The organism is Paenibacillus sp. UNC451MF, from assembly GCF_000686845.1.
In the GTDB taxonomy this organism is placed as follows: domain Bacteria; phylum Bacillota; class Bacilli; order Paenibacillales; family NBRC-103111; genus Paenibacillus_S.
This window is the reverse complement of the sequence record NZ_JMLS01000019.1, coordinates 88257-103191: the sequence shown is the minus strand read 5'-3', so window position 1 is coordinate 103191 and position 14935 is coordinate 88257. Positions and strand designations below refer to the sequence as shown.

18 protein-coding genes are annotated in these 14935 nt (G+C 47.3%); 14 read left to right on the top strand and 4 right to left on the bottom strand.

Translation table 11 applies throughout. The features are described from left to right. Positions 1 to 69: 69 nt before the first annotated feature. From BP97_RS0119390 to BP97_RS0119355, 8 genes are all read left to right on the top strand, one after another. Positions 70 to 333 (top strand): hypothetical protein, encoded by a 264-nt coding sequence (locus BP97_RS0119390; protein ID WP_028550595.1) that lies wholly within the window; start codon positions 70 to 72, stop codon positions 331 to 333. A gap of 183 nt (positions 334 to 516) precedes the next feature. Continuing rightward, complete coding sequence (locus BP97_RS0119385) at positions 517 to 2094, top strand: copper amine oxidase N-terminal domain-containing protein (RefSeq protein WP_028550594.1); 1578 nt, start codon at positions 517 to 519, stop codon at positions 2092 to 2094. Positions 2095 to 2224: 130 nt separating this feature from the next. After that, the gene (locus BP97_RS0119380) at positions 2225 to 2668 is read left to right on the top strand and encodes a MarR family winged helix-turn-helix transcriptional regulator (protein WP_028550593.1); all 444 of its coding nucleotides are present in this window, start codon (positions 2225 to 2227) and stop codon (positions 2666 to 2668) included. Between the two features lie 108 nt (positions 2669 to 2776). Beyond that, positions 2777 to 3178, top strand: coding sequence for a DoxX family protein (locus tag BP97_RS0119375; protein WP_028550592.1), 402 nt, complete (start codon positions 2777 to 2779; stop codon positions 3176 to 3178). Between the two features lie 31 nt (positions 3179 to 3209). Beyond that, positions 3210 to 3836 carry a nitroreductase family protein gene (locus tag BP97_RS0119370; protein ID WP_028550591.1) on the top strand — a complete coding sequence of 209 codons (627 nt, stop codon included), beginning with the start codon at positions 3210 to 3212 and terminating at the stop codon, positions 3834 to 3836. Positions 3837 to 3881: 45 nt separating this feature from the next. After that, positions 3882 to 4826, top strand: coding sequence for a ring-cleaving dioxygenase (locus tag BP97_RS0119365; protein ID WP_028550590.1), 945 nt, complete (start codon positions 3882 to 3884; stop codon positions 4824 to 4826). After that, a complete protein-coding gene (locus tag BP97_RS0119360; protein ID WP_028550589.1) occupies positions 4826 to 5434 on the top strand; it encodes an alpha/beta hydrolase in 609 nt (202 codons plus the stop codon). The genes BP97_RS0119365 and BP97_RS0119360 overlap by 1 nt, the downstream gene beginning before the upstream one ends. A gap of 39 nt (positions 5435 to 5473) precedes the next feature. Further along, positions 5474 to 6085 carry a flavin reductase family protein gene (locus BP97_RS0119355; RefSeq protein WP_028550588.1) on the top strand — a complete coding sequence of 204 codons (612 nt, stop codon included), beginning with the start codon at positions 5474 to 5476 and terminating at the stop codon, positions 6083 to 6085. Positions 6086 to 6184: 99 nt separating this feature from the next. On the opposite strand, the gene BP97_RS0119350 is transcribed toward BP97_RS0119355, so the two are convergent. The 3 genes from BP97_RS0119350 to BP97_RS0119340 all read right to left on the bottom strand — a co-directional run bounded on the left by BP97_RS0119350 (position 6185) and on the right by BP97_RS0119340 (position 8778). Next, positions 6185 to 7216, bottom strand: a complete 1032-nt coding sequence (locus BP97_RS0119350) for an LLM class flavin-dependent oxidoreductase (protein WP_028550587.1) — start codon at positions 7214 to 7216, stop codon at positions 6185 to 6187. Positions 7217 to 7326: 110 nt separating this feature from the next. Next, on the bottom strand, positions 7327 to 8046 hold the full coding sequence (locus tag BP97_RS0119345; protein ID WP_028550586.1) for a 3-ketoacyl-ACP reductase: 720 nt from the start codon (positions 8044 to 8046) through the stop codon (positions 7327 to 7329). Positions 8047 to 8331: 285 nt separating this feature from the next. Next, positions 8332 to 8778, bottom strand: a complete 447-nt coding sequence (locus BP97_RS0119340) for a hypothetical protein (RefSeq protein ID WP_028550585.1) — start codon at positions 8776 to 8778, stop codon at positions 8332 to 8334. A gap of 218 nt (positions 8779 to 8996) precedes the next feature. On the opposite strand from BP97_RS0119340, the gene BP97_RS0119335 reads away from it, so the two are divergent. The 6 genes from BP97_RS0119335 to BP97_RS0119310 all read left to right on the top strand — a co-directional run bounded on the left by BP97_RS0119335 (position 8997) and on the right by BP97_RS0119310 (position 12837). After that, on the top strand, positions 8997 to 9368 hold the full coding sequence (locus BP97_RS0119335; protein WP_051620775.1) for a GntR family transcriptional regulator: 372 nt from the start codon (positions 8997 to 8999) through the stop codon (positions 9366 to 9368). Further along, positions 9365 to 10066, top strand: coding sequence for an ABC transporter ATP-binding protein (locus BP97_RS0119330; protein WP_028550583.1), 702 nt, complete (start codon positions 9365 to 9367; stop codon positions 10064 to 10066). Before BP97_RS0119335 ends, BP97_RS0119330 begins: the two co-directional genes overlap by 4 nt. Continuing rightward, positions 10053 to 10724, top strand: coding sequence for a hypothetical protein (locus tag BP97_RS0119325; protein WP_028550582.1), 672 nt, complete (start codon positions 10053 to 10055; stop codon positions 10722 to 10724). The genes BP97_RS0119330 and BP97_RS0119325 overlap by 14 nt, the downstream gene beginning before the upstream one ends. Continuing rightward, the gene (locus BP97_RS0119320; protein ID WP_028550581.1) at positions 10721 to 11299 is read left to right on the top strand and encodes a class I SAM-dependent methyltransferase; all 579 of its coding nucleotides are present in this window, start codon (positions 10721 to 10723) and stop codon (positions 11297 to 11299) included. Before BP97_RS0119325 ends, BP97_RS0119320 begins: the two co-directional genes overlap by 4 nt. Positions 11300 to 11529: 230 nt before the next feature. Next, on the top strand, positions 11530 to 12600 hold the full coding sequence (locus BP97_RS0119315) for a YeeE/YedE family protein (protein ID WP_028550580.1): 1071 nt from the start codon (positions 11530 to 11532) through the stop codon (positions 12598 to 12600). A gap of 12 nt (positions 12601 to 12612) precedes the next feature. Next, positions 12613 to 12837, top strand: a complete 225-nt coding sequence (locus BP97_RS0119310) for a sulfurtransferase TusA family protein (RefSeq protein ID WP_028550579.1) — start codon at positions 12613 to 12615, stop codon at positions 12835 to 12837. 105 nt (positions 12838 to 12942) lie between these two features. Here the strand turns inward: BP97_RS0119310 and BP97_RS36870 are convergent, their stop codons facing one another. After that, entirely contained in the window at positions 12943 to 14643 is a 1701-nt protein-coding gene (locus BP97_RS36870) for a hypothetical protein (RefSeq protein WP_028550578.1), read from the bottom strand. Positions 14644 to 14935: the final 292 nt, after the last annotated feature.

Below are 14935 nucleotides of genomic sequence, written 5' to 3'. Positions count from 1 at the left end.
CATCTCCTTAGGTCGTCAATAGATTTTGTGTTACAATGGCACTAAAGAGACCATAAGGGGATGACTACTATGAGCGATGCGATTAACGAGCAAGAGCTTATCCAGTTTATCGTTGGCAAAACGAAAGTGGATGCCGAGAGCATTAAGCTGGTTTTAAAGCATGAACAGACTTTTATTAATAACGCAAAGGAAGATGATATCGATAGCGATGAGATCGTCGATTATGTGATGAGCCGCAAGGATGTCAAATTGGACGAGCTGACAGTCGAAACGATTTTGGAGCTAGAGATGGATTATTTAATGGAAAAAGGCATTGTTACCTACATCGATTAATCGATGCCTATATAGAGAGGCTCATGTCCCGTTGGGGCGTGAGTCTTTTTTTTGTGTCGAGCAGCTGTCCGAAAAGTATTTAACATTCGCCCTCCATTGGTCGATATAACGAGTAGGAGTTTCGACACCTGCTGTAAATGATTGTAAAATAAATGGAAGATAAAGTAGGAGGGATAGCTGGGGATGAAAAAACGATACGCCATGCTATCGGCTTGTTTGCTCTGGGGCGCGCTGTCGCTTCCTTATTCCGTGAATGCCGCGGCGGAACGGCCGATACGTGTATATTTGGACAATAAGCTGATCAAGTTTGAAGTGCAGCCGATCCTGGAAAATGGGACGACGCTGGTTCCTTTCCGGGCTATATTTGAAAAGCTGGGCCTCGCTGTGAGCTGGGACGCGGATACGGAGACAGTCACAGGTACCAAGGATGGTTTGACAATAGAGTTAGCGATTGATGACACGGACGCCTATGTCAATGACCAGCTTAATGAGCTGGAGCTTGCGCCGCGCTTAGTGGAGGGCAATACGCTCGTTCCACTCCGATTCGTTAGTGAAGCCTCAGGCAAAGATGTGAAATGGGTTCAAAATACATCCACGATTCATCTAACAACGCCAAAAGGTACAGCTTCTACCGGAAACACAGGTTCAGGAGGGACCTCAAATCCGTCAAAGCCAACAGACACAACGACGGACAGCTCCAAGCCAGTTAAAGGGGAGTATGTCTATCCAAACGGAGACAAATATACGGGGATGCTGTTGGATGGATATCCAGAGGGGAAAGGGAAGCTTGTGAATTCGATCGGCAAGCCGCTGTTCGATGGAACTATGGCTGATGGTGTTCCTAAGGACGGACGCGCCAAAACTTATTACGACAACGGTCAGCTGGAGACGGATGCCGCTATGAAGGATGGCGTGTTCAGCGGGGCGGGTAAGCAGTATTCTGCCGGAGGAAGCCTGATGTTTGACGGAAACTTCGGGGACGGAGAGCGCTATAATGGAACGCTCTATTATGAAAATGGAGATAAATATACAGGTCCATTTGATAACGGACAGCCGAATGGTAAAGGTAAGCTGGTTTACAAAAACGGCGATGTCTATGAAGGTGATTTTGTTGACGGCAACCGTGACGGCAAAGGAACCTATACCACCTCCAAAGGCGAGAAAATCGTCGGTGATTTTAGAAACAATACCATGGATGGGATGATTTCCTACTACGATAAAAAGGGCAATCTGCTGTCTGTAAGCGAGTATTCCAACGATGTCCTGGTGCGTAAAGTCGATATGGGCAACGAGACGACTACGCTTCCTAATACGAATCCATCTTCGCAGTCGGATCCGCTAAGGATTGAGAATGATCGTCACGAAACCGCGTTGAACGAGATTAAGGAACGCTACAATCAGAATCGGAAGCAGCTGGAGGAGAAGCTTGCACAAGTTCGTAAGGACAGTCCTGGCGCCTATTCTAGCCAAACCTCCTATGATAAAGCACTAGAGGAAGCGAAAACGAAGCATAAGGATCTTTTGGACAAAATCAACTCGTTATCCAGCGATACTTCCAAAACAGCGGAAACGGCAAGGGGCGAACTGGAAAAGCAGCTCACCGATGCTCAGACGCTGATTGACCAAATATTTAAAAAAGGGGCGGCCCAGCAGCAGATTGAGTCATTGAAAGGGCAGCTGACCGAGCTGAGAGACGACTACAGCGCAGAGTTGAAAAAAGAAAACGATCGCCATTCCTATGCGATTAAACAGCTGAAATAGGAGAGCAAAGCCTGTGTTAATTACAGGCTTTTTTATTTTAAAAAAAATGATAATCCGGCTGTTGACAAATAGATCAAAATAAAGTATCTTAAATTTAAGATATTTAGCAGCGACATTGGAGGTGAGCGAAATGGCGAATAACCGAGAAGATTCTTTGGACCTGTATATTGCACTATCCAGAGCTAGCCAATGGGTGAATGCACACGCAGATCGTGATATTCGGCGAAACGGTTTAAATCGAACGGAATTCGGGGTTCTGGAATTGTTATACCACAAAGGCGCACAGCCTATACAGCAAATTGGTGGTAAAGTGTTGATGAGCAGCGGCAATATTACGTATGTGGTTGATAAGCTGGAGAAGAAGCAGTTCGTACAGCGGAAAGCCTCGACAGAGGATCGACGTCTTATTTACGCAGAGATTACGGATAAAGGAAAGCAGTTCATAGATGATGTATTTCCTCAACATGCCGAGGTCATAGGTAAAGCGGTAGAGGGACTCACGCCAGAAGAAAAGCGAGTAGCCAGCCAATTGCTCAAAAAGCTAGGCAAACACGCACAGGACCATTACAAGTAGTTATGTTCAGAAACGCTGCATATAACTGCTTACATTTTTATCATATATCTTAAATTTAAGATTCTTTAAATCAATTAACTTAAAAACAATATAATGGAGGAATTTCAAATGAGTATTGCATTAGGGTTGTTAATCGTACGATTGGTTGTAGGCTTGACCTTTATGGGTCATGGAGCACAGAAGCTGTTTGGATGGTTCGGAGGCTACGGGCCGAAAGGAACCGGTGGCTGGATGGAATCGGTTGGAATTAAGCCAGGCGTACAGATGGCGGTTTTATCCGGTTTGATGGAGCTTATAGGAGGATTGTTGTTCGCTGCCGGTCTATTTACCACTGTAGGGGCTGCGCTGATTGTTATCACAATGCTGGGCGCTATTGTTAAGGTTCATGGTAAAAACGGGTATTGGGCTACTGGTAACGGGTATGAATACAACCTGATGTTAATTGCCGTAGCTGTAGGGGTGGCTTTGATAGGTGCCGGTTCGTATTCTTTGGATGCATTGATGAACTAATTCACAAAAAAGATGGATGGAGAGACTTGCCATGAACGATTTCACTACTCTACTGAAGGCGCGCAGATCGGCTAATAACTTTATTCCCGGTGTGGAAATACTGGATAAAGAGCTGGAGGAGCTATTCCAGCTTGTGAAGTTCGCTCCGTCCGCCTTTAATTTGCAGCATACCCACTATGTGGTCGTCAAAGATCCGGAGCTCAAAGACAAAGTATACGAGGCTGCCAATAAACAATATAAGGTTAAAACCGCATCAGCTGCGATTGTGGTTCTTGGCAATAAGGATGCCTACAAGGATGTAGCTTCTATTAACGAAGGCTTACTTCAGTTAGGGGTCATGAGCAAGCAGGAATATGATATGACCGTTGAATCTGTTCTTGGTTTTTATGAGAAACGAGGTGAAGCGTTCAAGCATGAGGAGGCAGTTCGCAATGCAAGCTTGTCTGCTATGCTGCTTATGCTGATCGCCAAGGATAAGGGCTGGGATACATGTCCGATGATTGGGTTTGACCCGGAGGCGCTCCGCAAAGAGCTGCATATTCCCGACAACTATGTTCCAGCAATGCTAATTACGATAGGAAAAGAAGCCGTCACAAGTCAAAGGCCGCGCGGCTACCGCAAGCCGACAGGCGAGTTTGTAAGCTATAACCTGTTTTGATTCTAATGAACCTTATATTTATTTATAAAAAGGAGAGATATTAAAATGACTAAAACAGCAGGAATTCATCATATTACAGCTTTTGTACGCAATGCACAGGAAACCGTTGACTTTTATTCTGGAGTGCTTGGTTTAAGACTTGTCAAAAAAACGATCAACTTCGATGCTCCGGAAGTATATCACTTATATTTCGGAGACCAAATCGGAAGCCCGGGTACCATTATTACTTTCTTCCCGTGGGCAGGATCACGTAAAGGCCGCATCGGCGGGGGACAGGTAGGGATCACTTCTTATGTCGTTCCTGTGGGCTCGTTGGATTTTTGGGAGGCCCGCTTGAAAAAATTAGGGGTTTCCGTAATGAAATCGGATCGATTCGGTGAGCATTACCTTCAATTCTCAGACAAAGATGGGCTGCGTCTTGAAATTGTGGAGAGAGAAGAAGGCACTCCAAGTCAATGGTCATTCGGGGGAGTTCCAGCGGATAAGGCGATTAAAGGATTCGGAGGTGCGGTTCTGTTCAGTACGGCCCCTGTTCAAACGGGCAATTTACTGGAACAAGTGATGGGTCTTCAAAAGATCGGTCAGGAGGGCTCCTATGCGCGCTACAAAGCTACAGGAGACTTGGGTAATGTTATTGATGTGAACGTAACTCCAATGCCTTATGGGGCAGGCGGAGCCGGAACGGTACACCATATTGCATGGCGGGCCAAAGATCATGAAGAGCATGAGCTGTGGAGAAAACATGTTGAGAGCAGCGGATTCCGTCCTACTCCGATTATTGACCGTCAATATTTCAATGCCATCTATTTCCGCGAGGAAGGCGGTATTTTGTTCGAGATCGCAACAGATCCTCCAGGCTTTGCACGCGACGAGAAACCGGAGGAACTGGGTGATAAGCTGATGCTTCCTGAATGGTTCGAGGCCAATCGTCCTCAGATCGAAGCCAATTTGGATCCTATCGAGGTACGTGTATTGGAGGGGGATAAATAATGAAACATGTATTTATAAAAGGAATGGATAGCGAGGCGCCGGTTATCGTTCTATTCCATGGCACAGGAGGTACGGAGCGCGATTTGCTTCCGTTAGCTCGGGAAATTTCACCGGGTTCCCCGGTACTGAGTCTTCGAGGCAACGTACTGGAAAATGGGATGCCGCGTTTCTTCCGGCGATTGGCTGAAGGCGTGTTCGATGAAGAGGACTTGATCTTTCGTACGAAGGAAGTGAATGATTTTCTAGACCAGGCTGCTGTAGAGCATGGGCTGGACCGCCACAACTTCGTAGCGATAGGTTACTCTAACGGTGCTAACATCGCGGGCAGTCTCTTATTCCATTATCCCGATGCATTAAGGGGAGCTATTCTTCACCATCCGATGGTTCCGCGGCGTGGAATTGGACTTCCTGACTTAACCGATGTACCGGTATTTATTGGAGCTGGAATGAACGATCCGATTTGTTCCCCGGAGGAAACCGAAGAGCTGTCGACGCTGCTAAAAGAAGCAGGGGCATCGGTTACGATCCATTGGGAGCGTGCCGGGCACCAGTTAACCCGTACCGAAGTGGATGCTGCAGCAGATTGGTATCATGAAACCTTTGAATGAGCTTAATGTAGAAAGCTTTGAAGAAAACGAGGTGCTTCAGTGATTACAATGGATCCAAAGGACATTAGTGAACGGGAGAGCTACAAGCTGCTCATAGGGAGCGTTATTCCAAGGCCCATGGCACTTGTAACGACGATATCCGCCCAAGGGGTAGTGAATGCCGCTCCATTCAGCTACTTTAATATCGTCACTGCCGATCCGCCAATGGTATCGGTCTCGGTGCAAAGAAAACAGGGGCGAATGAAAGATACGGCTCGAAATGCAGTAGATGCAGGCGCATTTGTCGTTCATATATCGGACGAAACGTATATCCGAGAGATTAATCAGACCGCTGCCGCGCTGCCTCCAGATGAGAGTGAGGTAGCCCTCGCAGGGCTCTCCACGGTTAAGAGCGAGAAGATTTCGGTGCCAGGTATCGCCGAAGCACGTATCCGAATGGAATGTGTTCTTGAGCAGGCGATTGCTCTCGGTGGGACGCACGATGCACCTGCCGCCGATCTATTAATCGGCAAGGTTGTATGCTTTCATCTCGATGAAGCGGTTTATGATCGTGGTCATATTGATCCAAAAGCGCTTCGGCCGGTTAGCCGGCTTGCTGGCGCCAGCTACTCGAAGTTGGGAGAACAGTTCGTACTGGACCGACCGGAATAATGAAGTGGTAGGCGTAGGTAAAAACAAAGAAGGAGCTGCCCGGGGCATGCTCCTTTTTGTGCTGATATTTAAACGATTGTAGGTCTCCACAAAATCTGTTTACAAGCTTCCCTTAACATCCTCAGCTATAATCTGATAAGAGCGGAGGCGTGCTTGATGGTCGTAGATTTGTCCGGTAATGATGAACTCATCAGCCTGCGTCTGCTGCAGGAAGTACTCCAGCTTGTCCCGGACGGTATCTTTATTTCCAGCAATCGAATAGCTTAGCTGTTTTCGGACAATCGCTTTTTCCTGTTCCGTCCAGAGAGAGTCCATGCTATCTACTGGAGGCTTTAATTGGCCTGTTCTGCCGCGAATAATATTCAGGAACTGCTGCTCGTGAGACGTTGCCAATTTACGCGCTTCCTCGTCGGTATCCGCCGCAACGATGTTAACGCCGACCATCACATAAGGCTCATCCAATACTTCTGAAGGACGGAAGCTGCTGCGGTATAGCTGTAAGGCGGCAAGCAAGTAATCAGGTGCAAAGTGACTTGCAAATGCAAACGGCAGTCCAAGATGCCCTGCGAGCTGGGCGCTGAAGCCGCTGGAGCCCAGAAGCCAGATCGGAATATCCAAGCCTTCTCCTGGAACGGCTCTCACGCCCATAGGACGAGAGTCGATAGCCGTAGGATTCAAATAAGCGCGCAGCTCGGCCAGCTGCTCGGGGAAATCATTGTTGTCGCTGCCGAGGCCGCGGCGCAAAGCACGCATGGCGGGCTGGTCGGAGCCCGGCGCTCTGCCAAGCCCAAGATCGATACGGCCCGGATACATGGATTCCAGCGTTCCGAACTGTTCTGCAATCATTAGGGGAGCATGGTTCGGTAACATAATGCCGCCCGAGCCGACGCGGATCTTTGTGGTACCTGCGGCTACGTAGCCAATGACGAGAGATGTCGCCGAACTTGCGATTCCTGGCATATTATGATGCTCTGCAAGCCAGTAGCGATTGTAACCCCATTGTTCCGCATGCTGCGCCAGATCCAGCGTATTATGGAAGGAATCAGCGGGTGTATTGCCCTCTCTTACCGGGGCTAGATCAAGAATAGATAACGGAATGTCCTGTATTCGTTTCGTTGCTGTTTCGTTCATTAGAATCACCCTCCTAGAATCGTTTACGAGATACGTATGACTTTCAACTGGTGACTTCATTAACAAGGAACCCCAGCATCTTGGTTCAAGGTAGGGGTCCCGGCATACCTTTATTGGGGATTCGTCGTCCAAATCCCCGCGGTTTTAATAAATACCCGCTGCGGCAGCTGTAACGTAGCGAGGATGAGCTCGGCTACATCCTCAGGCTGCATCATGCGGTCCTCGTCTCCTATTTTGAGCCCTGCATTGAGAGCCAAATCGGTGTTAACCGTACTTGGCGTCAGGGCGGTTACGCGAATATTGGATTTGCGCACTTCTTGCAGCAATGACTCGGTTAATCCGAGTACGGCGAATTTGGAGGCGCAGTAAGCAGATCCTGTAGCGAATCCACGTTCTCCAGCGGTGGAGGCGATATTAATAATAGTCCCGTTCTGCCGCTCCAGCATAGTCGGCAGAGCGGCACGGGTTACATAGTAGGTCCCCATTAGATTGGTCTGGATGATGCGTTCCCACTGCTCGGACTCCATGTCAAGCAAGGTGCCGAATTGCGCTATGCCGGCATTATTGATCAATATATCGATAGAACCAAGTTGAGTGATCAGATTTCCGATAGCTTGATCCACTTCCGTTTTATTCGTAATGTCAACCGCAGCAACATAAGCACGGATTCCATAGGTGCTGCTGAGCGAAGATTGAAGGGCTTCTAGTTCAGCCCGATTTCTCGCCACCAATCCAAGGTGAACACCTTCCTTAGCTAGAGCTAAGGCTGCTGCTTTACCTATTCCCTTGCCTGCGCCGGTAATAATGGCTGTTTTGTTGCGTAACTCCATTGCAATCTCTCCCACTCATCTATTTTTTGAAGAAATCAGGTATTGTTAACATGTTTCCCTATGGTACCTTTAGCATGAGAGCCAATAATTTGCATAATAGCTACTCATAATAATTATTATATATTATATACACTTATACAAGTACCCACCTTTTTGTTAGATAGTATACTAAGTATACTATTGGTCTACAATGCCGCATCTTCACTAGCTGTGAATGACAAAAAGACCGTGAAAACACACGGTCAGGTGTAGAAAATCATCATATTAACTAAAATTCTAGGCACTTTAAATTTTTAGACTTACCACTAGCATAATACCTAAAGTCATAACAATAACGGCGCTCATCGATATCAAGTAGCCTTTTAAAGGTGGTTGTTGAGTGGTCCCCGCCGCGGCACCCAGTCGTTTTCTAACCTTACTGCCCAAGATGCCGGTCAAAATAAGTGCGAGCAGAATGATCGTACCTCCGCCTTTTTCCATAACCTGCAACCAGAACGGCTTCTCCGTTCCCATACCCATTTGCACGATCATAAAAACGCCGCTGATTAACACCAGCACAGCTCCCGGATGAGCAAACATGCTGAAGGTTCGGATAATTCGTTTTGCTAAAGTGCTGGCTTCCGGAGACCCGAGTTCGGTTTTGAGCATTCCGAGCATAATGACAATGGCTAATAGTGCGCCTAACCAAGCAATTAAACCTGCAAAATGAGCAAACAGCATAAAATTAAACATAAGGTAATCCCCCCATTATTGTTATTTTCAAGCACTTATAGAGATTGTGCCTCGCAAGCGTTCTTCTTACTGACAACACAAATATTAGGCCGCGAATATGAACGTGCGATGAACGGGAGGTTACAAGATAAATACCGGATTGACAATAAACAATCTTGCTGTTACTGTATTAATTAATTAATACAGTAACACTGTTTTTACATCTACGGAGGCTGGCTATGATGGAATTCAATCAAAAAGAACCAATTTATACTCAAATTATAGAAGACATCAAAATTAAGTTCATCAATGGCACCTATCAACTTGGTCAAGAGATTCCCTCAAGACGAGAGCTTGCGAAGAGACTCGGGGTCAATCCCAACACGATTCAAAGAGCTTACCGAGAAATGGAGGATATGAAATTGATTATGACTGCTAGGGGGCAAGGGAGCTTCATGACGACCGACGCCCAGATACTAGAATCACTTCGCGAGGAGGCGTTGGATGCCGCGGTATCTCAAAGCATCGAAATGCTTCGCTCTTTTGGGAAGTCGGATGAAGAAATATTGGATACAATGAAAAAATATTTGGGAAGGGGAGCAGCTCGATGATTAAGGTGGAGCATGCTGTCAAGATGTTCGGAAATAAAAAGGCGTTGAACGATATATCCTTTACAGTAGGGGAAGGCCGAATTGTTGGATTGCTTGGGACGAACGGAGCGGGCAAATCTACAGCCCTTAAAGCAATAGCCGGGCTTACGCGATTGGATCGCGGCCAAATCACGATAGATGGAAAATCTCCCTGCTTGGATACGAGAGGTAAGTTGACCTACCTACCCGATGTAGATGTATGGTATCCGTGGATGACTCTATCCGATGCGATGCAATACATGAAGGATATGTACTGGGACTGGGACGATGATAAGGCTCGTCACTTATTGGATTTCTTTGAATTAACACCGGATTTACCGATTCGGCAGGCGTCCAAAGGGATTCTGGCCAAGATGAAGCTGCTGCTGGCGTTAAGCCGGCAAGCGAAATATTTGCTTATGGATGAACCCTTCTCCGGGATCGATCCTTTCGCAAGAAAGCAGATCGCTCAAGCGATTGTAGAGGATTTTTTGGAGGAAGGGCAGACCATTCTCATTACGACCCACGAGCTTTCCGAGGTTGAGGTTATGCTGGATGAGGTTCTATTTATACACGATGGCAAGCTTCTGCTTAGCGGCCACGTGGAGACGTTAAAACAGGAAAGAAGCCAGTCGTTAATGGAAATTCTGAAAGAGGTGTATGATCATGCACGCGTTTAGAAGACTATTATTAACCGACCTGCGTAATAGGAGAAATACATTGCTGGTTGCTCTCGGGGCAACGGTTCTCCTCAATGCAGTAGTTATTGTCTTGATGATTCAAATGTTTCTTACTGAAGGGTTAGATATCGTCACGCTTCTGGACATAACCGTGTTTTCCGTCATGCTGCTCATTCCGTTTCTGCGCTGTTTTTCTTCCTGGAGAGATGAGTGGAGGCAGCACGGCATATATCATTTGTTGTCTCTTCCTATCCCTAGAACCTATCTGCTCCTGTCCAAATATATTTCGATAGTGTGGGAAGTGCTCCTTATAACGGCGATTATGATTATCGGCCTATGGGTGCAATATGGGGTTAGTGGCGGAAAGCTGTTTAGAGCAGAGCCTTTGATTACTTTCGAATGGGCAAAGGTTGGATTTGTGGCTGAGTGGTTTCTCTTACTAACGAATGGGGTATTTCTAAGCTTCATGAGCGCTCTTGTAGGAAAATGGTGCGGTAAATGGTCTCATTTGGCTGCCTTTATAAGCTTTGTTGTAGGTGCGCTCATATGGGGCATAGCCTATATAAATCTTCCTTCCATGTACACTTTGATCGTCTTGGCGCTGCTGTTCTTCGGGATGAGCGTATATTTGCTAGAAAAGAAAGTAGGGGTCGAATGAAAAAGCCGTCTTTTCTCGGAGAGTTCCTCGTAAACTCGGGGCAAGTGGGCAGCGTGATTCCGAGCTCGGGGTTTTTAATCCGCAAAATGCTGCCGGTAACTTTGCCTTGGCATAAAATGAATCAGATCGCTGAACTCGGCCCTGGTACTGGTGTGTTTACTGAGTATATTCAGCGACATAGAAATGCTTCAAGCCAATTGGTTTTGTTTGAACAAAACGAAGCGTTCCGAAGCGATCTGGCGAGACGATATCCAGAGTTGACCCTAATGGATGATGCGCTTAGGTTGGGTGAAATTGTAAAGGAAACCGGCAAACCGTTCGACCTGATCGTTTCGGGGCTGCCCTTTGCGAACTTTTCTTACGAGCTGAAGGAACAGCTGTTTGATGCGATACAGGATGCTTTAGCGGAAAAAGGAACTTTTGTCGCATTTCAATATACTTTGCTGCTAAAGGAGCATTTTCGGATGCGTTTCCCAAGGATGGATACAGGATACACTTGGATGAATATTCCTCCGGCATGGGTGTTTAAGTGTAAAAAGAGAAGTTCCAGAACACTAGCTGCGGACACAATATGACGCAGACCCAATAAGGTCTAAAATGTTCCACATGAAACAATTCCTTTCTTCTTAGCGTTAAAAGTTCTTTTTAGCATAGGGGTTAGTGGGCTATAGAGCTATCTAAAGCCTTGTTGAAAATATAGGATAACAAGGAAATATTGTTCATTGACTCTCGTTCTTGATGTGCTAAAATAAATCATATCGATTTAGTCGGATATAGGAACGAGAGGAGAATGATTGTGGGACAAATGATATTAACCGGTCTATTGTGCGGGGCGCTGCTGGGCTTTATTATGCAGCGGGGACGGTTTTGCTTGACCGGCGGTTTCCGGGATATGTACTTGACCAAGGACAACCGGATGTTCTACGCGCTGCTGATTGCGATAACCATTCAAAGTGTCGGCGTGTTTGCATTGATTCAAATGGGACTCATTCAGTTTAAAGCAGGAACGTTCCCTTGGATGGCAACGATTATCGGTTCATTCGTATTCGGGATCGGTATCGTACTGGCAGGAGGATGTGCAACAGGAACCTGGTATAGAGCAGGGGAAGGCTTGATCGGCAGCTGGATCAGCTTGTTCGGCTACATGGTTACCAGCGCAGTGATGAAAACTGGCGTATTGGTTCCGGTAAATGACAGCTTTAAGGTATTCGCAGCACCGACCAACTCCATTCCAGCAACATTCGGCATGAGTGTGTGGCCATTTATCGCTTTATTGACCCTGGTCACGATATTCCTTGTAGTGAAACAATTACGCAAGCCTAAAGTTTTCATTCCTTCGATGAAGGCTAAAAGAACCGGGCTTAACCATTTGCTGTTCGAGAAGCGTTGGCATCCGTTTTTTACGGCTGTTCTCGTTGGACTTGTTGCTCTTATTGCATGGCCTTTAAGCGAAGCGACAGGCAGAATGTCGGGGCTAGGCATTACGACTCCGACGGCAAATATTTTGCAGTACCTGATTACAGGCGATAGCAAAAAATATTTGAACTGGGGCGTTTTCTTGGTACTCGGTATTTTCGTTGGTTCGTTCATCGCGGCCAAAGCAAGCCGGGAGTTCCGTTTCCGGGCTCCGGATGCCAAAGTGGCTGTACGCAGTATGGTTGGCGGCGTGCTGATGGGCTTCGGGGCAAGCCTGGCTGGAGGCTGCTCTATTGGTAACGGTCTTGTCATGACCGCTATGATGACTTGGCAGGGTTGGATTTCCTTGTTGTTTATGATTCTCGGAACATGGACGGCATCGTACTTTATCTTCGTTCGTCCTCGCACGAAATCGAGCAAGCAGCCAGCGTCAGCAAACCTTAAAACAACAACAGCCTAGGAGGATGATCCGATGAAACATAAACTAGAAGTACTCGGCATGGTGTGTCCGTTTCCGTTAATTGAAGCTAAGGAAGCTATCCAGTCATTGAATAGTGGAGACGAGCTGGTGATCGATTTTGATTGTACTCAAGCGACAGAAAGTATCCCCCGTTGGGCAGCTGAAGAAGGCCACACGATTACGGAGTATGAACAAATCGATGACGCTTCATGGACGATTACCGTTAAGAAGAAATAAGATTATCTCATACCAAAAAGGCATCCCGTCGTTAAGACGAGGTGCCTTTTTAATTTCCTGAGCACCGACTAGGGTTATTTTTCCCTGGGTGCCGTTCTTATCCGATCAAGTATTTTGCAAAGCCGGAATATCGGGATTCGATTTAATTCCAGAGCCGTAATCCCAAGCGATTTTAGCAAGGCATCCACACCAAACGATGTTCAGCAGCGAAGTGACGAACAAGGTAGCGTTATAAGCCCCACTGCCATGAGACGAGTGGTAAAAGATATCGTAGGTGTTCACAAATATCGTCAAGCTGAACCCGACGGATAGCCACAGCAGCCGTCTGTCTTGTAGATAGGCGAACGCTAAGAGAGCTAGGGCCGCGGCAGGGAATAAATATCTCTCGTGCATGCTCGTAGAGAGGGTAAACACACCCGCGATTTGAATCAGCGCTGCTGCCGCTGCAAAACGGACATTCCCGCCCTTGGCGTACATCCACCAGGAGAACAAAGTCACGGCGACAATGAAGGCCATTCCCCAGGTATGGTAATCGAACAGGAGCAGGGTGACGGTGTCCTTAGTATAGTTAGCTCCGAGAAGCGCGAACAAATTATAAGCATTGACCGAAGCGTAAGGATATTCGTTGACGGTGCCTGTATACAGCTTCAATAGCCATGTGGGCTCTTGGCCGAGTGAGAACGGGATGACCACAATCAGTGTGGTTACTATCGCCGAGCCTGCTGCAATGAGCCAAGGCTTCAATTGCCTCATTCGGATCAGCTCGAAGAACAGGACGGGCAGGTAAATGATCCCTTGCGGTTTCATCAGTACGGCTGCAGTCAAGAGTACAGTGACCCAGCCTATCTTTTTGCTGAAAAGGAGCATGAGCGCTCCAACTACGAACAACGTGAAGAAGGAATCCACCTGTCCCCAAAAGGTAGAATTGATAAAAATAGCCGGGTTCCCGATATAGAGACCGGCAATCAGCAGGCTGACTTCAAACGAGATGAACTTGCGTGCGGCCCGGTAAAGCAGATAAGCGGTTGCCGCATCCGCAGCCATCGACGGCAGCTTGAGCAATAGCGAATAGTAAGGGCTCAAGGCAGGATTAGCAGCAAGCTTGCCGGTTACGTACAAAATATATACATAGAACGGCGGATAGTCGCTCGAGCCGTTCAAGTAAAAGCCCGTCAAATTGTTGGAGGCGAAGGTGGCCCAGTTCATGAACAGGTTCAAATCCGTATGTCCGGGAATCCACGGTGCTGCGGCGATCCGCAGGAACAGTCCCGTCCCTAATATGGACCCTATCCATACTCGCTGATCGCTCTTTTGGATCTGCAGCGTTCCCCGGTTTCTTCGATTCAGATACAGAGCAGCAGCTGCTGCGCCGAAGAATAGAACGGCGTAGGCAGCAAGCGGGACTGCGTATTTAGAGGCAGTACCCGAACCACCCGTCGTAGCGCCGCCGAATCTTCCGCCGCCTTGTCCAGGCATGCCGCGTCCGTTGGCGCTATTTCCATGATTGCCTTGAGAGCCGTCTATTGAACCTGCATTTGCAGTAGGGGGCTGCTGCCGCTCGGTCGTACTCCTCGGGCTATCAGAGGAAGGGGAGGACGATCCCCCTTCACGCACGCCTTCCTTACCGGGAGAGAAGCTTCCTCTTTGCTGTCCGAAGCCTCCCTGCGGCGTATCTTGCTGCCATGCTGCGCTGCCTGCTGTCGAAGTGCTGCCGTAACTCCATAAGGAATAGGCACACAATCCAATAGATAAAAGAAGGGCTAGGAGCAGGGCTGAACTCATTTTATGATTTTTCAAAAGGGACATTTGGTGATTCCCTCCTTGGTCGCTTTCTAGATTCTAGTTAAAGCCTATTATGGCTAGGCAAACTGAAACACAGCTTAAGGCCAGCTGATGGTTAGCTTAATGTTGCGTGCGGGGTTAAATAAACAGGGTTGACAAGGAACATGAATTGTAACTATAATAGTTACAGGTGATGGCCGCTGAGGTTAACTAGCGATAGAGGAGTGACTGCAGTAGGCTGCATTTTTTTAAATTAACATGTAACTAACTTGGTTACAAAATAGAATATCAGGCTTACAAAGCCTTTGTATAATCT